Source organism: Tessaracoccus luoxuelianae (assembly GCF_054483915.1).
Window position 1 is genome coordinate 2,011,829 of record NZ_CM137013.1, and the last position, 24,937, is coordinate 2,036,765.

General features: G+C 68.5%; 21 protein-coding genes. 9 read left to right on the forward strand and 12 right to left on the reverse strand.

What is annotated here, in order from left to right; all coding sequences use genetic code 11:
• Nucleotides 1–107 precede the first annotated feature (107 nt).
• Nucleotides 108–2,870, forward strand: a complete 2,763-nt coding sequence (secA, locus tag ACX1D1_RS09015) for a preprotein translocase subunit SecA (protein WP_459054332.1) — start codon at nt 108–110, stop codon at nt 2,868–2,870.
• A gap of 79 nt (nt 2,871–2,949) precedes the next feature.
• On the opposite strand, the gene ACX1D1_RS09020 is transcribed toward secA, so the two are convergent.
• The 3 genes from ACX1D1_RS09020 to ACX1D1_RS09030 all read right to left on the reverse strand — a co-directional run bounded on the left by ACX1D1_RS09020 (nt 2,950) and on the right by ACX1D1_RS09030 (nt 5,094).
• On the reverse strand, nt 2,950–3,348 hold the full coding sequence (locus ACX1D1_RS09020; RefSeq protein ID WP_459054334.1) for an Rv3235 family protein: 399 nt from the start codon (nt 3,346–3,348) through the stop codon (nt 2,950–2,952).
• 148 nt (nt 3,349–3,496) lie between these two features.
• Nucleotides 3,497–4,765, reverse strand: coding sequence for a hypothetical protein (locus tag ACX1D1_RS09025; protein ID WP_182799726.1), 1,269 nt, complete (start codon nt 4,763–4,765; stop codon nt 3,497–3,499).
• Nucleotides 4,762–5,094, reverse strand: coding sequence for a hypothetical protein (locus ACX1D1_RS09030; RefSeq protein WP_182782872.1), 333 nt, complete (start codon nt 5,092–5,094; stop codon nt 4,762–4,764). Before ACX1D1_RS09030 ends, ACX1D1_RS09025 begins: the two co-directional genes overlap by 4 nt.
• A 52-nt stretch (nt 5,095–5,146) precedes the next feature.
• On the opposite strand from ACX1D1_RS09030, the gene ACX1D1_RS09035 reads away from it, so the two are divergent.
• Nucleotides 5,147–5,617: a DUF6912 family protein gene (locus tag ACX1D1_RS09035; RefSeq protein ID WP_459054335.1), complete on the forward strand. Its 471-nt coding sequence runs from the start codon at nt 5,147–5,149 to the stop codon at nt 5,615–5,617.
• A gap of 18 nt (nt 5,618–5,635) precedes the next feature.
• A complete protein-coding gene (gene ku, locus ACX1D1_RS09040) occupies nt 5,636–6,433 on the forward strand; it encodes a non-homologous end joining protein Ku (protein WP_459054336.1) in 798 nt (265 codons plus the stop codon).
• 5 nt (nt 6,434–6,438) lie between these two features.
• Here the strand turns inward: ku and ACX1D1_RS09045 are convergent, their stop codons facing one another.
• Nucleotides 6,439–6,909 carry a DUF2505 domain-containing protein gene (locus ACX1D1_RS09045; RefSeq protein ID WP_459054337.1) on the reverse strand — a complete coding sequence of 157 codons (471 nt, stop codon included), beginning with the start codon at nt 6,907–6,909 and terminating at the stop codon, nt 6,439–6,441.
• Nucleotides 6,910–7,014: 105 nt separating this feature from the next.
• On the opposite strand from ACX1D1_RS09045, the gene ACX1D1_RS09050 reads away from it, so the two are divergent.
• The gene (locus ACX1D1_RS09050) at nt 7,015–7,803 is read left to right on the forward strand and encodes a PHP domain-containing protein (protein ID WP_459056570.1); all 789 of its coding nucleotides are present in this window, start codon (nt 7,015–7,017) and stop codon (nt 7,801–7,803) included.
• A gap of 55 nt (nt 7,804–7,858) precedes the next feature.
• Nucleotides 7,859–8,953, forward strand: a complete 1,095-nt coding sequence (trpS, locus tag ACX1D1_RS09055; protein WP_459054338.1) for a tryptophan--tRNA ligase — start codon at nt 7,859–7,861, stop codon at nt 8,951–8,953.
• 3 nt (nt 8,954–8,956) lie between these two features.
• Here trpS and ACX1D1_RS09060 read toward each other — a convergent pair whose 3' ends face one another.
• The 4 genes from ACX1D1_RS09060 to ligD form a co-directional block, all read right to left on the reverse strand.
• Nucleotides 8,957–10,387 (reverse strand): DEAD/DEAH box helicase, encoded by a 1,431-nt coding sequence (locus ACX1D1_RS09060; protein ID WP_459056571.1) that lies wholly within the window; start codon nt 10,385–10,387, stop codon nt 8,957–8,959.
• A gap of 92 nt (nt 10,388–10,479) precedes the next feature.
• Nucleotides 10,480–10,704, reverse strand: a complete 225-nt coding sequence (locus tag ACX1D1_RS09065; RefSeq protein ID WP_182782866.1) for a DUF3107 domain-containing protein — start codon at nt 10,702–10,704, stop codon at nt 10,480–10,482.
• Between the two features lie 29 nt (nt 10,705–10,733).
• A complete protein-coding gene (locus tag ACX1D1_RS09070; RefSeq protein ID WP_459054339.1) occupies nt 10,734–11,405 on the reverse strand; it encodes a PP2C family protein-serine/threonine phosphatase in 672 nt (223 codons plus the stop codon).
• Between the two features lie 154 nt (nt 11,406–11,559).
• Nucleotides 11,560–12,501, reverse strand: a complete 942-nt coding sequence (ligD, locus tag ACX1D1_RS09075; protein WP_182782864.1) for a non-homologous end-joining DNA ligase — start codon at nt 12,499–12,501, stop codon at nt 11,560–11,562.
• 79 nt (nt 12,502–12,580) lie between these two features.
• On the opposite strand from ligD, the gene ACX1D1_RS09080 reads away from it, so the two are divergent.
• The 3 genes from ACX1D1_RS09080 to nudC are packed head-to-tail and all read left to right on the forward strand — an operon-like array spanning nt 12,581 to nt 19,679.
• Nucleotides 12,581–15,676 (forward strand): PD-(D/E)XK nuclease family protein, encoded by a 3,096-nt coding sequence (locus ACX1D1_RS09080; protein WP_459054340.1) that lies wholly within the window; start codon nt 12,581–12,583, stop codon nt 15,674–15,676.
• The gene (locus ACX1D1_RS09085; RefSeq protein WP_459054341.1) at nt 15,673–18,852 is read left to right on the forward strand and encodes an ATP-dependent DNA helicase; all 3,180 of its coding nucleotides are present in this window, start codon (nt 15,673–15,675) and stop codon (nt 18,850–18,852) included. Before ACX1D1_RS09080 ends, ACX1D1_RS09085 begins: the two co-directional genes overlap by 4 nt.
• The gene (nudC, locus tag ACX1D1_RS09090) at nt 18,849–19,679 is read left to right on the forward strand and encodes an NAD(+) diphosphatase (protein WP_459054342.1); all 831 of its coding nucleotides are present in this window, start codon (nt 18,849–18,851) and stop codon (nt 19,677–19,679) included. Before ACX1D1_RS09085 ends, nudC begins: the two co-directional genes overlap by 4 nt.
• Here nudC and ACX1D1_RS09095 read toward each other — a convergent pair.
• On the reverse strand, nt 19,666–19,866 hold the full coding sequence (locus ACX1D1_RS09095; protein WP_182782860.1) for a DUF7455 domain-containing protein: 201 nt from the start codon (nt 19,864–19,866) through the stop codon (nt 19,666–19,668). The genes nudC and ACX1D1_RS09095 overlap by 14 nt on opposite strands.
• Nucleotides 19,867–19,954: 88 nt before the next feature.
• On the opposite strand from ACX1D1_RS09095, the gene ACX1D1_RS09100 reads away from it, so the two are divergent.
• Nucleotides 19,955–22,033, forward strand: coding sequence for a DNA gyrase/topoisomerase IV subunit B (locus ACX1D1_RS09100; RefSeq protein ID WP_459054343.1), 2,079 nt, complete (start codon nt 19,955–19,957; stop codon nt 22,031–22,033).
• 30 nt (nt 22,034–22,063) lie between these two features.
• Here the strand turns inward: ACX1D1_RS09100 and ACX1D1_RS09105 are convergent, their stop codons facing one another.
• Genes ACX1D1_RS09105 through ACX1D1_RS09115 form a run of 3 tightly spaced genes read right to left on the reverse strand, consistent with a single transcriptional unit; the run spans nt 22,064 to nt 24,932 of the window.
• Entirely contained in the window at nt 22,064–22,714 is a 651-nt protein-coding gene (locus tag ACX1D1_RS09105) for a LutC/YkgG family protein (RefSeq protein ID WP_459054344.1), read from the reverse strand.
• Complete coding sequence (locus ACX1D1_RS09110) at nt 22,711–24,183, reverse strand: lactate utilization protein B (RefSeq protein WP_459054345.1); 1,473 nt, start codon at nt 24,181–24,183, stop codon at nt 22,711–22,713. The genes ACX1D1_RS09105 and ACX1D1_RS09110 overlap by 4 nt, the downstream gene beginning before the upstream one ends.
• Entirely contained in the window at nt 24,180–24,932 is a 753-nt protein-coding gene (locus tag ACX1D1_RS09115) for a (Fe-S)-binding protein (RefSeq protein ID WP_182799735.1), read from the reverse strand. Before ACX1D1_RS09115 ends, ACX1D1_RS09110 begins: the two co-directional genes overlap by 4 nt.
• Between the last annotated feature and the right edge of the window lie 5 nt (nt 24,933–24,937).

Below are 24,937 nucleotides of genomic sequence, written 5' to 3' on the forward strand. Positions count from 1 at the left end.
GCTGTCCGGGCGCCGCCGTGTGCCGTGCGTTGGTGGCGGGCGTTAGGATGGCTGGCGGTACCGTCGCGAGCTGTCGCGGTGTTTTCGAGATGAAGAGGAACCGACCTGTGGGTGTCATGGATTTTCTGAGCGGCATAGGCTCCGGGGCCCAGCTCCGCAAGCTGCAGAAAGTGGCCGATCAGGTCAACTCCATCGAGGAGGAGTTCCAAGCCATGTCGGACGCCGAGTTGCGTGCCGAGACGGACACCTTCCGCGCCCGCATCGAGGACGGCGAGTCGTTGGACCGCATCATGCCTGAGGCGTTCGCCACCGTGCGGGAGGCGTCGGTACGGGTACTCGGCAAGCGCCACTTCGACGTCCAGCTGATGGGTGGCGCCGCGCTGCACTGGGGAAACATCGCTGAGATGAAGACCGGTGAGGGCAAGACGCTCGTCGGCACGCTCCCCGCGTACCTCAACGGGCTCACCGGCAAGGGCGTCCACATCGTCACCACCAACGACTACCTGGCCAAGTACCAGTCCGAACAGATGGGGCGCATCCACCACTTCCTGGGGCTGGAGGTGGGCGCGATCCTGGCCTCCATGACGCCCGAGGAGCGCCGGGTCGCCTACGCCTCAGACATCACCTACGGTACCAATAACGAGTTCGGGTTCGATTACCTCCGCGACAACATGGCGCTCCGCAGGGAGGACCTGGTGCAGCGGGGACATCACTTCGCACTCGTCGATGAGGTGGACTCCATCCTCGTCGACGAAGCCCGCACCCCGCTGATCATCTCCGGTCCCGCAGAGGACACCCATGAGTGGTATCCCGTTTTCGCCAAGCTTGTCCGGACCCTGCGCCGCGACGTGGACTACGAGGTCGACGAGAAGAAGCGCACCATCGCCGTGCTGGCGCCCGGGATCGAGAAGGTCGAGGACCGGCTGGGCATCGAGAACCTCTACGAGTCGGCCAACACGCCTCTGATCTCCTACCTCAACAACGCCATCAAGGCCCAGGAGCTGTTCAAGCGAGACAAGGATTACGTCCTTGCCGGTGACGAGGTGCTCATCGTCGATGAGCACACCGGCCGCACACTCGCCGGTCGACGCTACAACGAGGGCCTCCACCAGGCGCTGGAGGCCAAGGAGGGCGTCCGGATCAAGGACGAGTACCAGACCCTGGCCACCATCACGCTGCAGAACTACTTCCGCATGTACGACAAGTTGGCCGGGATGACGGGCACCGCGAAGACGGAGGAGTCCGAGTTCCAGAAGATCTACGGGCTGGGGGTGATCCCGATCCCCACCAACCGCCCCATGATCCGGCTCGATCAGCCGGACCTGATCTACCGCACCGAGGAGGCCAAGTACGAGGCCATCGTCAAGGACGTCGTGGAACGCCACGCTCAGGGCCAGCCGATCCTCCTGGGCACGGCGTCCGTGGCGAAATCCGAGCTGCTCTCGGGGCTGCTCAAGCGAGCCAACGTCCCTCATGAGGTGCTCAACGCCAAGCACCACGAGCGCGAAGCCTCGATCGTCGCGGAGGCCGGACGCAAGGCGGCGGTGACCGTCTCCACGAACATGGCCGGCCGAGGCACGGACATCATGCTCGGGGGCAACCCCGAGTTTCTCGCGGACCTGCAGCTCCGCAAGGCCGGGCTGGACCCACACGAGACGCCCGAGGAGTACGAGGCGCAGTGGTCCGAGACCTTGGCCTCGCTTGAGGCGCAGGTGAAGTCTGAGCACGACGAGGTGGTTGAGGCCGGCGGCCTCTATGTGATCGGCTCGGAGCGCCACGAGTCACGCCGCATTGACAACCAGTTGCGTGGCCGCTCGGGCCGCCAGGGTGATCCTGGGGAGAGCCGGTTCTATCTCTCGCTGAGCGACGACCTGATGCGGCTCTTCCGCCCCGAGCTTCTGGAGCGGGCGCTGCTCATGATGAAGGTGCCCGACGACGTCCCCATCGACATGAAATCCGTGTCGCGGTCCATTGAGGGGGCGCAGAAGCAGGTCGAGGGTCAGAACTTCGAAATGCGCAAGAACGTGCTGAAGTACGACGATGTCCTCAACAGGCAACGCCACGCGATCTACGGCGATCGTCGGCGGGTCCTGGACGGGGCGGATGTCTCCGAGCAGCTGAAGAACAGCGTCAGCCGCGTCGTCACGGATGTGGTCCGCGCGCACACCTCCGGCATTCCGGAGGACTGGGACCTGGACACCATGCTCACCGAGCTGCGGACCCTCTACCCGGTCACCATCACGATGGAGGCGCTCGAGGAGGAGCTTCCCGAGCAGAACGAGTTGGTCGAGATGTTCACCGACGACGCGCTGCGGGCCTACGCGGCACGGGAGGAGCAGCTCGGCGAAACCACCATGCGCGAGCTGGAGCGCCAGGTGTTGTTGACCGTCCTGGATCGCAAGTGGCGTGAGCACCTCTACGAGATGGATTACCTCCGCGAGGGAATCGGGTTGCGGGCCATGGCCCAGCGTGACCCACTTGTGGAGTATCAGCGCGAAGGTGGCGACATGTTCGCCGCGATGATGGATGCCTTCATGGAAGAGGTGGTGGGCTTCCTGTTCAACCTGGAGGTGACGGTCCGTCCCGCTGAGCCGAAGCTGAGCGTCGGCCTGATCACCGATGAGACCGGAGCGCCCGTCCAGGTGCCCACAGTCGGGGCGAGCACGCCGGCGCCCGACGCGCCGCTCGCGAAGGGTCTGGAACGGCGCTCGGACACCAACCTCACCTATTCGGCGCCGGACGAAACCGGTGAGGTCACCCAGACTGGCGCAGCTCCGGCCACCGCCACGGACAAGGTGGGCCGTAACCAGCCCTGCCCCTGTGGGTCTGGGAAGAAGTACAAAATGTGCCACGGACGGCCTGGGGCCTAGGAGCCTGCTGAACAATCATGCCTCGGCTGCGGCGCACCGGATCGGGCGATCTGGCACCCCTCCATCTGGATATGGACGTCTAGGCCGCCAGCTGGTCCAGCACCCCGACGGGGGCCAGCACGATCAGTTCCGTGCACCGCCAGGAGTTCCGCCTCGCGTCGAGACGAAGCACGCAGCTGATAGACCGGCCGTTGACATCTACGCAGACGGTGGCCTCGACGGCCCTGACCGTAGGCATCTGGGAGCGCACCCGGCCCACCTTGATGCGCTTGAAGACGCCACTGTCCACGTAGCGTGACAGATTCTCGAACGCAGCATGCCCCAGGTGGGGACGGACCTGATGGAGCGGCCTGCGACCCATCAGGGCCTCCACCACCACGCGGATGAGGTTCATGGCCTGCGGAGGAGCTGGTTGGTGAGCCGGTGCGGGGACCAGGACAGGCCTGGTGAGGACGGTGATCGGCATCGGGAAGTTCATGGCCCTGACGCTAGGCCGGGGCCTGCCGACGGGGCCAGGCTCGACGGGCGGGCGGACAACACCTCCGTTCCTGCGGACAACACCTCGGGAAACTCGGACAACACCTCGGGCGATCCGGACAACACCTCGGGAGGTTCGGGAACGGGCCTCAGCCGCCGCCGAACATCAGGACAAGGCCGCCGACCGTGAACGCCACCATCATCGACAGCAGCGGCACATGCGCCCAGACCCGACCCGGATGGGTGCGCAACGCAATGTCGTGGGTGACCAGCACCCCGGCCACATGCCCCCCGACAATGAGGAGGACCTGCACGACGGCGATCACGGTGGGGTAGCCGAACAGACCGGTGCCCGGTGCGGCCTCCGCCAGTCCGAACACGTTCCAGCCGAGACCCATCGGGTCGCTGAAGCGGATCACGGTGCGCTGACCCTCCAGGTAGAGCATCGTCGAGTAGTGGGCGAGGGCGTAGCCGGCCACCAGCGGGATCAGGCCCGGCGCAAGCGCGTCCACGCGGCCCCGGCCGTACGCCCGGGCGCCGAGCCAGAACAACGCGTAGATCGCTCCGACGCTGCCGAGCAGACCCGCCAGTGCAGCGGGCCAGGCCCACACATCCAGGTCCTGAGTGGCGCGCACCCACCACGCGGTGTTCGACAGTGCGTCGAACAGGGTGCCCCCCAGCAGGACGCTGGCCAACACCGTCAGGTGTGCCGGTGCGCGCCAGGAAGCCAGATTCCGTAGGGGATTCATCCAGAGCAGGATTCCTCTGGCGTTCCGACCCCAGGGGGAGAGCCGCGCAACAGAGGAGGCGTAGGCCTCAAAGGGATCCGCCTGGGCTATCCACCGCTGTCCGCGCACCATCACCCCGACGACGACCCAGGCGACCCAGGCCGCGGCGAACCCACGCAGCACAGGCAGCGTCGCCCCATCGGGCTGCACGAGTTCGAGGTACAGGAAGGCCATCAACGCCCCGGCGGCCGGCAGCCGCGACCCCTGAGCCCCACCGGGGGTGGCTGCCGCGGTGGCGCCGGTGAACCTCAGCAGAAGGCGGAGCGGATTGGTCCGACGGTAGACGCCGCCGAAGATCAGAGAGATCGGAACCAGACCCACCCACAACAGAACGTAGACGAATCCGAAGACGGGGTTGTCGATGCGGTCCACGCCGAAGGTGAGCGCCATCGCGGCCAGCAGCCACACCAGGCCCACCGCGATCCGAAGGGGACGCGAGAACCAGGGCGAATCCACCACCCGGGTGAGCCGGGGCAACTCGATACCGGTGTGGTCGCGGTAGCGCGGAGTCCTCCACGCATAGAGCGCCACCCAGAAGGTCACAATCAGGACCACCGCGGCCCCGCCCAGCACGAGTTCGAACGGAAGCGGAAGGTCGCCTCTGGAGGCGATCCCGTGCAGCAGGATCACTTCACCACCAGATCAAGCCAGATGGCGTCGGTGACGTGGGACTCCACCTCGTAGGTGCCCGCCATGGTGGCATCGAACACGATCTCGGTGGGGACCCCCGCCACCAGATCCTGTTCGATCTCGTAGCCGTGGACGTGGGCGCGATCCTCGGAGGGAACAGTGATCCGCAGCGTCACTTCGGCACCCAGCGGGACGTCCACCCGACGGGTAGCGGCCGGAGGGTCTGTGACCTCCAGCTCGATCGTCAGCGGTGCCGCGGCGGGAGCCGCGCAGGCGGAGAGGCCGCTGAGCACGGCCCACGTGAGGAGAATAAGGATCTTGCGCACCATGTCGTCGTCGAACCTACTCCGATCACGCGCCACCTGCATCTAGGCTGGCCACGTGAAGCGTCAGCTGGTGTTCATCCCGATCGCGGAAGGCGAGTTGGGCGTCCTCGCGGGCGACCCGCCCGTCGTCAACAGGCCCGCCTACACGGTGACTCCTGAGCTGCTCGCCGAGCTGGGTTATCTCGAGGCGGAGTCCGAGGATGCCGAGTACGCGGCCTTGATCCTGGCTTCGCTGGCGGGGCTGACAACCCACGGCGTGCGGTTGGTGGTGGTGGCTGAGGTGACCACGGACCTGATCGGGCCGGCCGAGGACCCCTTCAACGGTGAGGTGCGCCTGAGCAGCTGCCCCGTGTCGGCGATGACAGCATGGTTCGCCGAGGAGGAGGGCGTGGACTATGCCGACGCGGCCGTGATCGCCCGCGGCCTCACCATCGACCAGGCGTGGGATCTGCCAGAGGTGCAGGAGTTGCTGCAATCCCACGATCTCCTGTGGAACGACCGCGTCGAATACCGGCGAGGAACCTGAGGAAGGGAAGGCGCGATCATGCCACGATCCATCTGGAAGGGCGCGGTGTCCTTCGGACTGGTGTCCATCCCGGTCAAGTTGTACGGGGCCACCGAGGACAAGGACGTGTCATTTCGACAGGTCCACTCCAGTGACGGCGGCCGGGTCCGTCAGCAACGCGTCTGTGAGAAGTGCGGCGAGGTGGTGGCCTACGCGGACATCGCCAAAGGCTACGAATCGGCCGACGGCAGGGTCGCGGTCCTGACGGACGAGGACTTCGCCAATCTGCCGCTGAGCACCCTGAAGACTGTGGAGGTGGTGCAGTTCGTCGACCAGAACGAAGTGGACCCAGGGTTCTTCCAGCGCACCTACTTCCTGGAGGCTGAGGCGGCCGGGCAGAAGCCCTACGTGTTGCTGCGGGAGGCGCTCGCCAAGGAGGACAAGGTGGCGGTGGTGAAGGTGGCCCTCCGCAGCCGCGAGTCGCTTGCCCTGATTCGGCCCAAGGGCGATCTGCTGCTCCTGCACACCATGTACTGGCCGGATGAGCTGCGCGACGGTGAGTTCGCGGCCCCGTCTGCGGAGGTGAAGATCTCGGACGCGGAGATGGAGATGGCCAAGCTGCTCATCGCCCAGTTGGAGGGCACGTTCGAGCCGGAGGCTTATCAGGACTCCTACCGGGAGGCCTTGCTGGAGGTGGTCGAAGCGAAGCTCGCCGGGACGTCGGCCCCGGCCTCGTCGGACACCTCAGCCCCGTCGGGCGATGTCGTGGACCTCATGGCGGCGCTGAAGGCCTCAGTGGAGGCCGCGAAGAAGCGGCGTGAGGCGGCCGCGGGCTGACGCTGTCAGCGTGCCAGCCACACGGCGGCACGCCGCTCCAGCCCAGCGAACGCGTCCCTGATGAACGGCTCGATGAGTCCTTCGACCTTCTTGCCCACCAACGGAATCCGCACCGCCAGGTCTCCTGTGTAGCGACCCCGCGTGCCCTCGCCCTCGGGGCTCAACAGTGTCGCGGCGTTGACGGCGATCGGCATGCCCGGCACCTCCACGTCCACCACGCCGCGGACGCTGCCGTCCGCCTCCGCGGGCTGGAATCGGAAGATCTGCGTCAGCGATACCGTCTGCCCTACGAACTTGGACAGGTTTCCCGGAACCGGCAGCTTCATCTCGAGCCGCGTGGCCTCCTGTCCGATGGAGACGTTGTGCTCGAGCGCCCCGGCGTGCCTGGCCACGTCAGCGATGAACTCCTCGTTGCGCATCAGCGCAACCACCGAGGACGGGGCCGCAGCGTACTGGTGGGTGTAATCCAAATCCATACCGCCAGCCTAGTGGGCATCCCTGATCCGTAGGATTGCCCCATGAAGATAGACCTGCACACGCATTCCCGGGTCAGCGACGGGACGGACACCCCGACCAGCCTGGTGATGAAGGCCTTCGAGGCAGGGCTGGACGTCATCGCCCTCACGGATCACGACACGTTCGGCGGCGTCGGGGAGGCGCAGGAGGCAGGCAAGCGCATCGGGGTCAAGGTGGTGGGCGGGATCGAGATGTCCACCGAGCACTCCGGCAGCTCGGTCCATCTGCTCGGTTACGGATGTGACCCGTTCGACAGGGAGCTCAATGCAGAGCTCGCCCGGATCCGATTCGGGCGCACCCAGAGGCTCCCGGCCATGGTGGCCAAGCTCAACGAGGCCGGGCTCGCCATCACGCTCGAGGACGTGATGGCCGCGGCCAACGGCGCGCCCGTGTTGGGCCGTCCCCACGTGGCGGACGCGTTGGTGGCGAAGGGCTACGTGGTCGACCGGGACGAGGCCTTCGCGCTGTGGATCGGCGACGACAGGCCGGGCTACGTGCACCGCTACGCGTGCCCACTGGAGCGCGCCATCGATCTGGTCCACGCAGCCAGGGGTGTGGCAGTCATCGCCCATCCATGGGGCCGTGGGGGGCAGGCCGTGCTGCCCGCTCCGTACCTGGAGTCCCTTGCCCGGGAGCATGGTCTTGAGGGAATCGAGGTGGAGCATCCCGACCATGATGAGGAGACCCGCTCCCTGCTGTTCGAGATGGGTGCCCGGGTGGGACTGGTGCGTACCGGCTCGAGCGATTACCACGGTCTCGGGAAGAAGCGGAACCCGCTGGGGGCCAATCTGACCCGACCCTCCGCCTACCGCGACCTTCTGGCTCGGATCCGGCGCCGGGGAGGCGTCGTCTAGGACGCTATTCTTGGGCCTCGCATCCCATCGCTTCCCGTTTAGGCAGGTTAGGCCCATGTCGCTCTCCCTCGATGACACGTTCGATCCCGAGGCCTCGCTGGCCCGCTCGACTCAGCGCAGCGTCGAGATCGAGCAGAAGATCACTCAGGATCCCAGCGGCTTCAGGATCCTGACGGGGGACCGCCCCACCGGAAACCTGCACATCGGGCACTACTTCGGCTCGCTTCAGAACCGGGTCCGCCTGGCCGCTCTCGGGGTGGAGACCTTCGTGGTGATCGCCGACTATCAGGTGATCACTGACCGCGACGGCGTGGGGCCGATCAGGGAGCGCGTCTACTCGCTGCTGGCGGACTACCTCGCCGTCGGTCTCGACCCGGATCAGGTGACGATCTTCACCCACTCCCAGATCCCAGCCCTCAATCAGCTGATGCTCCCGTTCCTCTCCGTGGTCACCGACGCCGAGCTACGACGGAACCCCACGGTGAAGACCGAACTCGACGACACTGGGGACCGCCCCATGTCCGGGCTCATGCTCACCTATCCGGTGCATCAGGCCGCGGACATCCTCTTCTGCAAGGCGAACCTCGTGCCGGTCGGCAAGGACCAGCTGCCGCACCTGGAACAGGCCCGGGTGATCGCCCGTCGCTTCGACGAGCGGTACGGCCGCGTGGACCCGACGAGGCCCGTCTTCCCCGCGCCCGAGGCGCTGCTGAGCAAGTCCGGGACCGTGCTCGGCCTCGACGGCACCAAGATGTCGAAATCGAAGGGCAACACCATCGAGCTCGGCATGACGGCCGACGAGACGGCGAGGCTCCTCAAGCGGGCCGTGACGGATTCGGACCGTCAGATCACCTACGATCCCGTTGCCCGCCCGGAGGTGTCCAACCTCGTCAATCTCGCCGCGCTCTGCCTCGACCGCGACCCCGCCGAGGTGGCCGACGAGATCGGCGACGGAGGCGGAGGCGGGCTGAAGAAGCTCGTCACCGCGGCCGTCAACGACTACTTCGCGCCCATCCGCGCGCGCCGAGCCGAGTTGGTGGGGGAACCCGGCTATCTGGAGCAGGTCCTGGCCAACGGGAACAGCCGCGCCACCGACGTCGCCGAACAGACCCTCAACGAGGTCCGTCAGGCAATGCAGATGGTGTACTGAGCCTCACTCGGCAGCGGGCGTCTCCGCCGCGACCTCGACCCCACCGCGGGTGCGGCGACGGCGACGGCGGGGCTTCCGCTCGGCCTCGGCGTGCTTGTCCTGTGCCGGGTGGTCGCCGGCGGGCTCCGTCGAGCGCCGTGACCGGTGCTTGGGCGCCTCCACGGGGGAGTGCCGCGCGTCGACTGCCTTCGCCCGCGACGCCACGTGGCCCGGCATCCGCCCCTTCGTGCCTTCGGGGATGTCGAGATCCGTGTAGAAGTGCGGCGACGACGAATAGGTCTCCGCCGGCTCCGCCAACTCGAGGCTGAGGGACTGGTTGATCAGCTTCCAGCGGTGGAGGTCTGCCCAGTCCACGAACGTGACCGCGACACCGGAGTTCCCAGCGCGACCGGTGCGCCCGATGCGGTGGACGTAGGTGGCGTCCGTGTCCGGGCACTCGTAGTTGATGACGTGGCTGACGCCGACGATGTCGATGCCGCGCGCCGCGACATCCGTGGCCACCAGGACCGAGATGGTGTTGGCGCGGAACTTCTTCAGTGACCGTTCGCGGGCCTCCTGGTTGAGGTCGCCGTGGATTGCGGCCGCGGCGAACCCGCGATCCACCAGCTCGTCCGTGAGCCGCTGCGCTGCGCGCTTGGTGCGGCAGAAGATCATGACCTTCGTCGTCTGATTGCCCTGCAGCAGGCGCCCGACCATCTCGGGCTTGTCCAGGTCGTGGGCCTGGTAGACGTACTGGTCGATGTCCGGCACGGTCATCTTCGCGTCGTGCCCCTCGGCGCGGATGTTGACCGGCCGGTTGAGCGTGGCGCGGGCCAGGGTCAGAATCGGTGCGGGCATCGTGGCCGAGAACAGCATCGTCTGGCGGTCCTTGGGCGCCTTGCGCTGGAGGCGCTCGATGTCCGGGAGGAAGCCGAGGTCCAGCATCTCGTCGGCCTCGTCGAGGACCAGCACCTGCACGCGGCTGAGGTCCAGTGCGCCGCGGTCTGCGAGGTCGAGCAGGCGGCCGGGGGTGCCCACCGCGATGTCGATTCCCGACTCCAGCGCACCGAGCTGTTCGTCGTAGCCGGTGCCACCGTAGATGGTGAGGACCCGCATCTTCAGGTGCTTCCCGGCGATGTCGAGGTCTCGCCCGACCTGGAGGGCCAACTCTCGGGTGGGACACACCACAAGAGCGCGCGGCTTGCCGTGCGTGGGCTTCTCACCGCCGGACGTGGTGACCATAAGGTGGAGAAGGCTGACGCCGAAAGCCAGCGTCTTTCCGGTTCCGGTGCGGGCCTGACCGATCAGGTCCGTGCCGCTGATGGCCAGGGGGATGGCCAACGTCTGGATGGCGAAGGGGTGGACGATCCCCACCTCGGCCAGAGCCGAGGTGATGGATTCGTGGATGCCGAGGTCGGCGAAGGTCTCGTCGACCGGAGTCTCGTTGTCGCTCAGGGCTCAAACCAATCTGGAAGAACTCACGGCACGGTTGGCGCACCGGAGGCGGAGCGTTGCTGCCCGCAGGCCCTCAGTCTAACGCAGGCCGGCTACACCGCGCCGAAGCCCACCCTGCCAGAGCTGGGGGAGCCCAGGTCGAGGTAGGCGATCCGCTGGCCCGGGATGAGCACGCGGCGCCCCTTGTCGTCGGTGAGCTCCAGCAGCGTGGAGTGCTCGACGGCCTCACGGAGCTGTGTGATCAGCTCATCCGGGGACGCGGTGGCGTCGATGGTGACCTCACGGGGGATGTCGGTGATGCCGATCTTGACTTCCATAGTGGCCACTCTAGCGAGAGCTGCCAAGCTCAGGGTTCCAGGCGCACGAGGATGACCGTCACATTGTCCTTGCCGCCCTGACTGTTGGCCCACAGCGCGAGTTCCTCAGCCAGGGACCCCGCCCCTTCGGCCCCCGTGCGCCCGGCCACCAGCCTTGCCATCGCCTCGGGTGAGCTGGCGTAGTTCCACAGCCCGTCGGTGCACAGAAGGAGCCATCCCCCGCAGGTGGGGCGCAGCGTCACCACCGAGGGGGTCACGTCGGAGGCCTGGCGCCCCAGCCACTTGGTGATGGCGTGGGCCTGGATGGACTGCTCCGCCTCCGCCCGGGTCATCCCGAGCAGGATCCGGGCCTGCGCCAGGGAGTCGTCCGTCGACAGCTGACTCGCCATGGCGTCGTCGCCCAGCCAGTAGGCACGGGAGTCCCCGACGTTGGCGACGGTGATCAGCCCATCCTCGACCGTGGCCGCGATCAGGGTGCACGCCGAGGGGTCGTCGTGCGCAGCGACCACCGCGCGGTTGGCCTCCTCGAACGCCTCGACGAAGGCGTCCGCCTCGCTGCTGCCCGCAGCACGCCGCCTGATCAGGACCTCTACCGCGGTCTCAGCGGCGACGAGCGAGGCCAGCTCGGAGCCCCGTGCTGTGCTCACACCATCGGCAACCGCCACCACCGCCGCGGGGCTGGGCTCGGAACGCACGGCCATGGACATGGCGTCCTGGTTGGTGTGGTGTCTGAGCCCCGTGTCGCTGCACCCGCCCACCCACAAGGCCGGCTCGCGTACATAGTGAGCTCTGGAGGAGGGGTTCGGCTCAGACTTCATGCGTCCTCCGTCCGGTGCGGGTGCTGGCTCCATCCTGTCAGAACTCGGGGGGCGGCAGGACCGGCGAGTCCGCAGTCGGGAGGGTGCCCACCCAGAGATCACCGTGGGCGGCGACCCGTTCGAGCATCTGCGCCGGAGTAACCCGGACCGGGGCGTCAGGGCTGAGTGCGGCGACCTCCTCCCAGGTAAGCGGAGTGGCGACCGACGGTGAGTCAAGCCCGCGCACCGAGTAGGCGGTGACGGTATTGCGAGCGGCCAGGTTCTGCCCGTAGTCGACGAAGATGAGATCCGCCCGTGCCTGTTTGCTCATGACGGCGACGAACTGCCGGGGATACCGCTGCGCGAGGTGCTGGGCCAGCGCCATCGCGAAGGCGTGGACGTGCGAGGCGGGGGTCGGCCGGATCGGAACGCTCAGCTGGAGCCCCTTGTTGCCGGAGCTCTTCGCGAAGGCCTCGAGGCCCATCTGCGCGAGCACCGTGGCGGCGAGGATCGCCCCCTTGGCCGAGTCGGCGGGGGTGATGCCCGGGCCTGGATCGAGATCGACGATGAGCGTCGTGGAGCGCGGCTCGTCCGGGCCGCTGAGCAGGATCCCATCGGGTGAACCGGTGGCGTCACGGACCCGCCACTGGGGTGTGTGGAGCTCGACGGCGGCCAGGTTGGCCAACCAGGCCAGGTCCGCGCGGCGGGAGGCCGTGACGTAGGTGACGGTGCCTGCGGAGGTGGCAACATCAACCGACGAGACCCAGGCTGGGGCCCCCGGCGGGACGTTCTTCTCGTAGAACGACTCGCCTGATGTCCCGTTGGGGAACCGGACCCGGGTGAGTGCGCGATCGTGGAGGTGGGGGAGCATCGTGTCCGCGATCTCCACGTAGTAGGCGATCAGCTCACCCTTGGTGAACCCGGAGGGGAACAGCGGCTTGTCCAGGTTGCTCAACGCGAGTGGAAGCCCGTCGATCTCGGTTGCTATGCGCTCACTCATGGCCTCTGCCCTCCGCTCGAGGCCAAGCCTGCCACGGGGCGGTGTGGAAATGTCGGGGGTTGCTGGTTGCATAGGACCCATGCAGTTTCGGGTCCTTCCGCCACCTCCCGTCGAGGCGCACATCCTCACCGGCGAGCAGTTGGCGGCCACGGAGCCAGTCCGCGGAGTCACAGTTGTGGTCGGGGGACCGGGTACCGGAAAGACCACGCTCCTGGCCGCGGCCGCGGCGCGGCGCGTCCGTGAGGGGGGCAGCCTCGAGCGGCTGATCGTGCTGTCGCACTCACGCTCGGCCGCGCAGCAGCTGCGCAGGGAGATCAGCCGACAGATCACGGCGGCTCAGGTGAACCCGCAGGTCACCACCATCCACGGCCTCGCGTTGGGCCTCCTGCGGCGCTACTGGCCCCACGAGGACGCCCCCTGGCGTCTCCTCCGTGCGCCGGAGCAGGAGCAGCGGATCCGCGAGCTGATCCCCGGCATGGGCCCGGACGCGTGGCCCGAGTCGGTCAGGGCGGCACTGGGCACCAGGGCCTTCGCCCGTCAGCTGCGCGAGGTCCTGGCCAGAGCCAGGCAGCTGTCTCTGGATCCTGAGCGCCTGGCCGGGCTCGCCGTCGCCGCGGGGGATGAGACGTTCGCCGCCGCGGCACGATTCATGGAGGACTACCTCACGGTGGGGGACTTCTCCGGCACGCTGGATTACACCGAACTCGTCTACCGCACCCGCCTGCTGCTCACCGAGCCGGGTGTCGCGTCGGGCGTCGGGGCGTCGTTCGACGCCCTCCTCATCGACGACGTCCAGGAGGCGGACCCCGCCCAGGTGGGCCTCCTGGCAGACCTTGCGGGGCTGGGTCTCCCCCTGCTGGCGGTGGGGGACCCCCGGCAACGGATCGGCGGCTACCGGGGCGCCAGCCCCACCGCACTGGCGGATATCGCGGAACTTCCGGGTGCGCGGCTGCTGACGCTGGGGCAAGGCCATCGGGCCACCGCCCGGGTTGCCGGGGCGCTGGATGCGCTCAGCGTCCGGATCGGTCCTCGGCTCGCGCCCCCGTCGCCCACGCCGGTGGCGGGCGTGGGGGAGGCGCACGCCCGTGTCTTCGATGACGAGTCGGCGGAGCTGGCCCATGTCGCGGCGGAGTTGCGGCACTGCGTGGCGGTCGATGGGCTGGCCTGGTCGGACCTCGCCGTGGTGACCCGGGCGGGGCGCACGCAGCTGAGCGCCGTCGCCAGAGAGCTGCTGCGGCTCGGGGTACCGGTGGATGTCTCGGGAGACGAGATCGCGTTGTCCGAGCAGCCGGCCGTCTCCACCCTGCTGCTCGCGCTGACGGTCGCGGCGAGGACCTCGGGGCCCGAGGCGGATGAGGCCCGGCTGCTGGTCTCGTCTCCCCTGTGCGGCCTCGACGGGGTGGCGCAGCGTCGGCTGGGGCGCCAGCTCCTCGCGAGGCACCGCCAGCTCGGCCACTCCCAGGCCCTACTGGCGAAGAGCCTCGCTGACCCCTTGCTCCTCGAGGGACTCGAGTCCGCGGAGGCCGAAGCGCTGCGTGCCCTCGCCGCGCTGTTGGCGGAAGCGTCGGCGATGATGGCGGGCGGCGCGGAGGTGCAGGAGGCGCTCTGGCACCTGTGGGACGGCACCGGGTGGGCGGACCGGCTGCGCGAGCAGGCGCTGAGGGGCTCGCGCCGCGCCAATGCGGATCTCGACGCCATCGTGGAACTGTTCGACCTCGCCTCGAGGCAGGAGGACCTGCGTGGCGCCGCCGGCGCGCAGACGTTCCTGGGTGAGATCTCGGGCCAGGAGATCCCGGCGGATACCGGCCGTGAGCTGACCGCGGCGGGCAGGGGCGTGCGCGTCGTCACCGCGCACCGCACCCGGGGCCTGGGCTGGGAGCGGGTGTGGGTGGTCGGCGTGCAGGAGGGCCTCTGGCCGAGGCTGACCAGGGCCGGCCTCCTGCTCGATTCTGATCGGCTCGGCCCCGAGGAGCTGGCATCCCCCGGAGCGGTGCCGCAGCTCGGCAATGAGCGTCAGCTGTTCTACGTCGCGTGCAGCCGCGCCCGCTCAGCGCTGCATGTCAGCGGCGTCCAGGGTGTCGACGGCGAGGGCGGCCGGCCGTCAAGGTTCCTGGCCGAGCTGGGGGTCGAGGTGGAGCGCATCCACGGCAGGCCGGACAAGCTGCTCTCAGCTTCCGCCCTCGTAGGCGACCTTCGTCGTGCGGCGGTCGACGAATCGTCCTCGCCCGGCCTGCGCCGGGCCGCCGCCCTCAGACTGGCGGGCCTGGCGGCGGCAGCCACCCAGGACGGCAGCCGGGCCTTCCCGGGGGCTGATCCCGATCAGTGGTGGGGGACGGCCGGGCCTACGTCGTCGTCGGCCGAACACAGCGGCCCGGTGGTCATCACAGGATCATCCCTGGAGACCCTGCTGGAGTGTCCGCGCCGCTGGTTCCTCTCGCGGCGGGCCAAGGCTGAGGCTGGCCGCAAGTCCCGGGCCTCCGTGGGAGACGTGGTGCACCTGCTGGCCAAGCATGCCGCCACCGACAACCTCTCGGCTGACCAGATGCGCGCGAAACTGGATGAGGTGTGGCTGCGTATCCCCTTCGAGACGGAATGGTTGTCGGTCACTGAGCGCTCTGAGATCGATCAGGCCATCGAGAGGTTCTCGCGATACCACCACCACAATCCCAACACCCTCCTGGCGGTCGAGCGTCGGTTCAGGGTGCCGCTGACAGTTGCGGGCACGGAGGTTGTGCTGGACGGGACAGTGGACAGGTTGGAGAGGCAGCCGGACGGGCGGCTGCGGGTCGTCGACATGAAGACGGGACGGCGGGTGTTGAAGGAGGCGGACGTGGCGGATCACGCCCAGCTGGGCATCTACCAACTTGCGGCATCGCTAGGCGCCTTCGACGACCTGGCGCCCGGAGAGCGCTCAGTGGCTCCGCCCGCTTTGTTGTTCCTCCGCAGCGGTGATGCCCTGCCGACGCTGGTGGCGCAACCCTCCATCGACGAGGTACCGCGGCTGGCCGGCGTGGAGCCCGGGCCCGGACCCACCTGGGTCCACGATCGGATCGCGGAAGGCGTGGACATCATCCGGGAGGCCCGGTTTGACGCGGTGGAGTGCGACGCCTGCCGCTACTGTGCGTTCGCCGCGTCCTGCCCGGCCAAGGGGCCCAGGACGGGGGTTGCGCGGTGACCATCCATCCCCTCCGCAGGCGACCGTTCTCCTCCCCGGAGCAGCTGATCGACGCCCTGCAGATCCCCTTCTCCCAGGAGCAGCTCGACGCCATCACCGCACCCCTGGAGCCTGCGGTCATCATCGCCGGCGCGGGCAGCGGGAAGACCACCGTCATGGCCGCCCGCGTGGTCTGGTTGGTGGGCACCGGGCAGGTGCGCCCGGAAGAGGTTCTCGGATTGACGTTCACGCGTAAGGCGGCGGCAGAACTGGCCGCGCGGGTGTCCTCCGCCCTGGACCGGGCCGGGGTCCTGACGGGGATCGACGGCGAGGGCGCGGAACTGGTCATGACCTACGACTCGTTCGCGGCCAGGCTGGTGAGCGAGTTCGGGCTGCGGATCGGCATCGACAGGGACCCCGTCATGGTCACCGGGGCGAGTCGATTCCGGCTGGCCACCCGGGTGGTGGCCGACGCGCCCGGCCCCTTCCACAGCATCAGCCGGCTGAGCCACCACAGCATCCCGGAGCGCGTCCTGGCGCTCGACGCGGAGATGCAGTCGCACCTGGTCACTTCGGCGGACGTCGAAGAGGAGTGCGCCCGAGCCGAGCAGCGCTTCGCCGAGGCACCGCTGTACCGGGGCCGGACCATGCGTGACGTCGCCAGGGCCCTGGACGCGACCGCCGAGCGCCGCGAGCTGCTGCACCTCGTCGGCCAGTATCAGGCTATGAAGCAGAGCCTCGGCGTGGTCGAGTTCGCTGACCAGCTCCGCGAGGCGGTGCGGCTGGTCACCCAGGTGCCAGCCGTCGGCGAGGAGCTGCGCCGCCGCTTCCGGGTGGTTCTGCTGGACGAATACCAGGACACGTCCTCGGCTCAGGCGCGCCTCCTCCGCGAGCTGTTCACCGGACCGCCGTCCGGAGACGCCATGGGGTTCCCCGTCACGGCCGTCGGTGATCCCTACCAGGCCATCTACGGGTGGAGGGGGGCGGCGTCGGGCAACATCCTCGACTTCCCGATGCAGTTCCGGCGCGGCGACGGTACCCCTGCATCGCGCCACACCCTCAGCATCAACCGTCGCAGCGGGCAGCAGATCCTCGACGTCGGCAATGCGCTGGCGCGGGGACTCGCCTCAGCCCCGGGCGAGGCTGGCGTCTCCCTCGTGGCCCCCCCAGACGCGCCCAGCGCCATGGTGGCAGCGGCCACCTTCGACACCTTCGCCGACGAGGTGGAATGGATCGCCGAGAGCGTGGTGGCTCGCCACGAGACCGGCACCAGCTGGCTGGATCAGGCCATCCTGGTGCGCCGCAACGCACTGCTGGCGCCGCTGTTCGAGGCGCTGCGGACGCGGGACGTTCCGGTCGAGATCGTGGGCCTCGGCGGGCTGCTGGCACTTCCGGAGGTGGCCCCCATCGTGTCCACGCTGCGGGTGATGGACGACGTGACGGCCAACCCTGCCGTCGTCTCACTGCTCTCCGGCCCGCGCTGGCAGCTCGGCCTCGGGGATCTGGAGCTGCTCGGCGAACGGGCAAGGCAGGTGGCCAGCGCTCCGCAGGCGCCCAGCGGACTCGACGAGGCCCTCGCCAACGCGGTCACGCAGGCCGACCCCGGCGAAGTCGTCTGCCTGCTGGACGCCGTCGCAGACCCGGGTGAGCTCCCCTTCAGCGCTGCCGCGCGGGACAGGCTGCGCAGGTTCGGCCTGGAGATCGAGGAACTGCGGCGGCACGCTTCAGAGCCTGTGGCGGAGTTGGTCACCCGGGTCATCGCCACCCTGGGATTGGAGGCCGAACTCCTCGCAGGCGGCTCCGAGACCAGCCAGGTGGCCCGGTTCGTCGCCGAGGTGGCGAGCTACACGGACGTCGACGGCGACGGGAGCCTGACCGGTCTCCTCGCCTACCTGGACGCGGAAGAAGACTTCGGGGAGGGGCTGCAGCAGTCCGTGCCCACCGAGGCTGACTCGGTCAAGCTGATGACCGTTCACCGCGCCAAGGGCCTCGAGTGGGACACCGTGTTCCTTCCAGGCCTCGTGGACAAGGTGTTCCCCTCCGAGTCCCGATCGGGAACCTGGCCCAGCCGCGCGGAGAGCCTCCCCGCCCCCCTTCGCGGCGACGCCTCGAGCATTCCGCAGCTGGGCCACTACACCAAGGACGGGCTGAGCGCCTACCGTGAGGCCACGAAAGCCGACCACCGACTGTCAGAGGACCGGCTGGCGTACGTGGCGGTCACCAGGGCCAAACGGCTGCTCGTCGCCTCCAGCCACGTCTGGACCCCAGGCAACGTGCGGCCCCGGAGCGAGTCGCCCTACTTCAGCGTAGTGCGGGAGGCAGCTGATGCTGCCCAGTGCTATCTCGACGTGGCCACGCGGGGAGCCGACACCAACCCCGTGCCAGCGACGCCGACCCGGGCGGCCTGGCCGGCCGCGCTCGACGCGGATGTCGTGGCCGCTCGACGGACGGCCTCGGACCTGGTGCGGGAGGCGGCAGGCATGGTGGGCGCGACGGAGTCGGAGCGCGCGGCTTGGACGTGGCTGTCCGGCACGCTGTCTGCCGAGGAGGAGGCCCGGGTGGCGGCGTGGGACGAGAGCGCCCGGCACCTGGCTGCTCTCGCCAACCGCAGAAACGACCGCGGCGTCGTCCTGCCGGAGGGGCTCTCAGCCACGGCCCTCATGGCGCTGCGCACAGATCCGTCCGCGTTCGCCGCCTCACTCCTGCGACGGATGCCCAGGCCCCCGTCGCAGGAGGCCCGGGTGGGAGACCGGTTCCACGCCTGGCTCCAGGATCGCTTCGAGCTGCCCGCCCCGTTGGAGGAGATGGAGGGGGGACCTTCGGCGGAGCCGGGTGAGCTCACGCGGCTGGTGGCGGCGTTCGAGGCCGGCCGGTTCGCTCACCTCACACCGCTGGGGGTGGAGGTGCCGTTCGTGATGTCGCGGGGGTCCCACGTGCTCCGCGGCAGGATCGACGCCGTCTACGAGTGGGACCGCGACGGATACCAGTACCTGGTGGTGGACTGGAAGACCTCAACGCGTCGCGCGGATCCACTGCAGCTGGCGGTGTACCGGCAGGCCTGGGCGGAAGCACGCGGGCTGGACCCCGCACGGGTGGGCGCGGCGTTCTACCATGTCCTGGCAGACCAATTGCGCTTCGTCGAGGCCCCCGCATCACTCATCGATGCGGCGCTGAAGGCGGGAATGGAACCACGATGAACCACTGGAGCGTGCCGTCCGGCCTGGATCGGGCACCCGGCCTGCGCGTCGCGGGTGATATCGACGCATCGTGGCGGGCCGCCGTCGTCCTTGAGGTGGATGCCCAGGGAAACGTCGCCTCGCTGGGCGGCCGCCCGAAGCCGCTCGAGGGAGCGGGCGATCGCCGCCCCGAGGACATTCTGCTCGGCCTGTTCGACGGCAGGCCCTGGTTCGCCAGACCGGTGGCTTCCCTGCACGGCGAAACCCTGGGATGGAGGGACGTGGATCCTTCCGAGCACCACCCCCTGGCGGCAGCGGTAGCGCTGACCCGCTGGCATCTGCAGGCGCCCGTCTGCGAGCGATGCGCCGCCCCCACCGTGCCGGACCTCGCCGGCGCCAGGAGGATCTGTCCGGCGTGTGGCGCCCTGGCCTTCCCGCGGATCGATCCGTGCGTCATCGTCGCCATCACGGACCACGAGGATCGGCTCCTGCTGGCCCGCCAGAGCCAGTGGCAGGCCACCCGGGTCTCCATCGTGGCCGGATTCATCGAAGCGGGGGAGTCTGCCGAACAGGCGTGCCACCGTGAGGTCGCGGAGGAGGTGGGTGTTGTCCTCGAGACGCTGGAGTACGTCTCCAGCCAGCCATGGCCGATGCCACGCTCCCTCATGCTGGGGTTCACGGGGCGTGCGGTGGATTCCCGGATCAACGTCGACGGCGACGAGATCGCCGAAGGTGCTTACTACACCCGCGGAGACCTCGCCGCCGCCGTCGAGTCCGGTGCTGTCACGCTGCCAGGTAGGGCGTCTATCGCGCGCCACCTGATCGAGCGTTGGATCACTGCCGGCTGAGTCTGTCCGTCTCGTCCTGGATCCTGGCTGCCACCTCGGTGAGCTTCTCGCGGTGCTGTGTCGCGTGGTGCGAGCAGAACAGCAGTTCGCCGCCGTTGCGCAGGAACACGCGGAGATATGCCTGCGCACCGCATCGATCACAGCGATCGATAGCGGTGAGCGTCGGGTCGATGGCTACTTCAGTCATTGTGGGCTCCTCACCTCTGGTGCTTCTTGGTAATCAAACGTAGCTGGCCTCCACAATGTTCCCTGTCTGACGTGGGTAATCTGGGCCGGTGCAGAGCCCGAAGAGCAACCAACCACACTCCAGAGACTACGAAGCCAAGAATCTGCTGGTTCTTGAAGGCTTGGAGGCGGTCCGGAAGCGGCCGGCCATGTACATCGGATCCACGGACACCCGCGGCCTCATGCACTGCCTCTGGGAGATCATCGACAACTCCGTTGACGAGGCACTCTCCGGCTACGGCGGCGAGATTGAGGTCACACTCGGCGCCGACGGGTCGGTTGGGGTGGTCGACCATGCCCGCGGCATCCCCGTGGACACCGAGCCCCGCACCGGGCTCTCCGGCGTCGAGGTCGTGTTCACCAAGCTGCATGCAGGAGGCAAGTTCGGCAACTCCTCCTACAACGCCACCGGTGGCCTGCACGGCGTCGGAGCTTCGGTGGTCAACGCCCTCAGCTCGCGGTTGGACGTGGAGGTGGACCGGAACGGTGCCACCTGGGCGATGAGCTTCCGTCGGGGGGTACCCGGCGTCTTCGCCGGCGATGGCCCCTCCGCGCCGTTCACGCCCCAGGGCGGCCTCCGGAAGACGGGCCGCGTGGCGAAGGCCACCACCGGCACGCGGGTCCGCTACTGGCCGGACCGTCAGATCTTCCTCGCGGACGCCGAGCTGTCCCTCAGCCACCTGCACGACCGCGCGCGCCAGACCTCCTTCCTCGTGCCGGGCCTGCGGATCCAGGTCGACGACGCGCGGACCGGGGAGTCGGTCACGGAGTCGTTCGTCCACCTGGGCGGCATCACGGAGTTCGCGGACTTCCTCGCCTCGGACGCGCCGCTGACGGACGTCATCCGCCTGCAGGGAACGGACTCCTTCGTCGAGACGGTTCCGATGCTCGACGAGACGGGCGCGATGACCCCGACTGACGTCGAGCGCGAGCTGGAGGTCGATGTCGCGGTGCGCTGGGGCACCGGCTACGACGCGGCGGTGAAGTCCTTCGTCAACATCATCGCCACACCCAAGGGCGGGACGCATGTCTCGGGCTTCGAGCGCGGACTGACCCGGGCGTTCGTCAAGTCCCTGGAAGGCACACGCCTGCTCAAGGCGGGCGAGGAGGTGCTCAAGGACGACTGCATGGAGGGGCTCACCGCCGTGGTGACCGTTCGGCTGGCGGAGCCCCAGTTCGAGGGACAGACCAAGGAGGTCCTCGGCACGCCGCCGGTTCAGAAGCTGGTGGCCGGCATCATCGAGCGCGAGATGGGGGAGTTCCTCACCAGCTCCAAGGCTGCGATCCGTCCCGTGGCCCGCACGCTCATGGAGAAGGTGGTGAGCGCCTCCCGCACCCGTGTGCAGGCCAGGGCGCACAAGGACAACCAGCGGCGCAAGAACGCGCTCGAGTCCTCCACTCTCCCACCCAAGCTGAAGGACTGCCGCTCCAACGACGTGTACGCCACCGAGCTGTTCATCGTCGAGGGCGATTCGGCCCTGGGTACCGCGAACGTGGCGCGCAACTCCGAGTTCCAGGCACTGCTGCCCATCAGGGGGAAGATCCTCAACGTCCAAAAGGCGTCGGTGGGCGACATGCTGAAGAATCTCGAGTGCGCCTCGATCATCCAGGTGGTGGGCGCCGGGTCGGGACGCACGTTCGACGTGGAGGCCGCCCGCTACGGCAAGGTGATCTTCATGGCGGATGCGGACTCCGACGGCGCCCACATCCGTTGCCTCCTGGCGACCCTGTTCTTCCGCTACATGCGTCCGCTCGTCGAGGCCGGCCGCGTGTTCTCGGCCGTGCCGCCGCTGCACCGGTTCGAGCTGATCAACCCGAAGAAGGGCTACGACAAGTACATCTACACCTACTCGGACGCGGAGTACCAGAGGAAGGCTGCCGAACTGACCAAGCGCGGCCAGAACTTCAAGGAGCCCCAGCGCTACAAAGGGCTGGGTGAGATGGACGCGGACCAGTTGGCCGACACCACGATGAGCCCGAAGCACCGCACCCTCCGCCGGCTCACCGTCGACGACGCGGCAGACGCTGAGCGGGTCTTCGAGATGCTGATGGGCAATGACGTCGCCCCGCGCAAGGAGTTCATCATCGAGGGCGCCTACGCGCTGGAGGCCGACCGCATCGATGCGTGACGCGGCCGGCCTCCGCCGGACAGGGGTGGGTCAGTCGACCAGGACCACCGACAGGTGGCGGGGTCCGTGGACGCCTTCGACCCGGCTGAGCTCGATGTCGCTCGTGGCGGACCCCCCGCTCAACCAGGTCACCGGTCGATGCCCCCTCAGGGCGGGTGCCAGCCGCGCGATCCCTTCGGGCACGTCGCTGACCACCTGATCCGAGCGCACGACGCAGATGTGTCGATCCGGAAGCAGCGAGAGGGCTCGGCGTCCCTGCCCCTCCGAATGGTCCAGCGCGATGGTGCCGGAGTCGGCCATGGCGACGGCGCAGGTCGACACCATGGCGTCGATCACGTTGAGCTGAGCGTGGGTGAGCGTCGGCTCGTCGGAGTGCAGGACCATGCCGGCCGCGCTCAGCGCGTCGGTCCACTCCGCCGGGAACCCGCCCGGCACCACGACGCTGGTGGCCCCCAGGTTCTGGAGGGCGGAGACCAGGGCCTGGCCCACCTCCTGCCGGCTGCACCGGGTCACTGTCGCCTTGTAGTCCTCGACCTTCTCGACGAAGTCCGCCAGGACATCGGCGGTGGCCAGGGGACGCCCGTAGGTCCAGTCGACGGGCACGTCGACCTCCGGGCGGGTCTCGGTGACGTCCTTCGTGGCCTCCCGCACGCGGCGAAGCACTTCATCTCGCGCGTTCACTTCGCGCCCCCTTCGTGGTTCTTCTTCCACCACTGGCGGAAGGTCTGGGTGGGTGGAGCTTCGGTGTCCCGCGCGTTGAGCCATCGGGATGCGATCGGGATGGGCATCGGGCCCAGCCACTTGCCCTTGAACATCCGCCCCGCGAGCCGACTCCCCACCTGGACGGTCTCGAGGTGCGAGCCGTCGGCCATCACCCATCCGGCGCCCTTCATGATGGCCTGCTCGCCGGTGGGATGCTTGGCGGTCTTGTACTCGACCGCCTTGTGACGCAGGTGCACGAGGATGTCGGTGAACGGGATCCGGACGGGGCACACGTCGTTGCAGGCGCCGCACAGCGTGGACGCGAACGGCAGGGCCCTGTCGTTGGGCGCCTCCATCCCGCGCAGCTGCGGCCCGAGGATCGCGCCGATCGGCCCCGGGTAGGGGGAGCCGTAGGCGTGGCCGCCGACCCGTTCATACACGGGACAGATGTTGAGGCAGGCCGAGCAGCGGATGCAGCGCAGCGCTGCCCGCCCCACAGGGTCGGCGAGTGCGTTGGTGCGCCCGTTGTCCAACAGAATCACGTGGAGATCCTGGGGGCCGTCACCGGGGGTGACACCCGTCCAGAACGAGGTGTAGGGGTTCATCCGCTCGCCGGTGGAGGACCGGGGGAGGAGCTTGAGGAAGACCTCGAGGTCCGCCAGGGTGGGGAGGACCTTCTCGATGCCGACGATGGAGACGAAGGTCTCGGGAAGAGTGAGGCACATGCGGCCGTTGCCTTCGGACTCGACGATCACCAGAGTGCCGGTCTCGGCTACGATGAAGTTGCCGCCCGAGACGCCCATCTTCGCCCGGAGGAACTTCTCCCGCAGGTGGGCCCTGGCCGCGTTGGTCAGCTCGGTGGGGTCATCGGAGATTCCCTCGGGCGCAGCGACGCCGTAGCGCCCCATCTCCTCGGTGAAGATCTCGCGCACCTCGGACCTGTTGCGGTGGATGGCCGGCACCAGGATGTGGCTGGGCAGGTCGTGTCCGAGCTGCACGATGAGCTCGGCAAGGTCTGTCTCCCACGCCGCGATGCCCTCCGCCTCGAGGTGCTCGTTGAGGTCGATCTCCTGGGTGACCATGGACTTGATCTTGACCACCTCGTCGACGCCCTTGGCCTTGGCGATGTCGGAGACGATGCGGTTGGCGTCAGCTCCGTCGCGGGCCCAGTGCACGGTGATGCCCGCGGCCGTCATGGATGCCTCCGCCTCGAGGAGGTACTGCTCGAGGTGACGCGCGACGCGGTCCTTGATCTGGGCGCCGGCGGTGCGCAGCTCTTCCCAGTTCTCGACCTCGGCGGCGCGCACGACGCGCTTGCCGCGGATGGTCCCCGTGGCGTGGCGCAGGTTCTTGCGCTGCTCGGCGTTCTCCAGGGCCCCCTTTGACGCCTCCGGGAACGGGGGGATGCCCAACCAGGAGCCGGGCTCCGGTGTGCGCCGCGTGTTCATCGCTGTGCCTCCTCGGTGGTGGCCAGGATCTCGGCCAGGTGGATGGTCTTGATGCCGGCGCGTTGACGGTGCAGCACGCCGCCGATGTTCATGAGGCAGGCATGATCGCCGGCCACCAGGTATTCAGCGTCCGTCGAGCGGACGTGACGGGCCTTGTCGGAGGCCATGGCCACTGAGACCGCGGGGTTCTTCACCGAGAAGGTGCCGCCGAAGCCGCAGCACTGGTCGGCGTTGGGCAGATCCACCAGATCGATCCCGCGGACCTCCTGAAGGAGGCGCAGCGGCCGGTCCCCGACCTTCGCGATGCGTATCGAGTGGCAGGTGGGGTGGTAGGTGACGCGGTGGGGGAAGTAGGCGCCGACATCGGTGACGCCGAGGACGTCGACGATGAACTCGGTGAGCTCGTAGGTGCGGGCGGCCACGGCCGAGGCCTCGGCCTCCAGCCCGGAGTCACCTGCGTGGCGGGCGAGCATCGCGTGCTGTTCCCGCACTGAGCCGACGCAGGATCCGGAGGGGGCGACGATGTAGTCGTAGGCGCCGAAGCTGGCCGCGTAGTTGCGGACGGTGGGCAGCGCCTCCTTCCAGTAGCCCGTGTTGGTCATGATCTGTCCGCAGCAGGTCTGCTTCTCGGGGTAGGAGACGCGGCAGCCGAGGCGTTCCAGGAGCTTGACGGTGGCGATCGGGATGGAGGGCTTCATCGTGTCTGTGATGCAGGTCGCGAAGAGCGCGACGTGGGGTGCGGTGGTCATCGTTG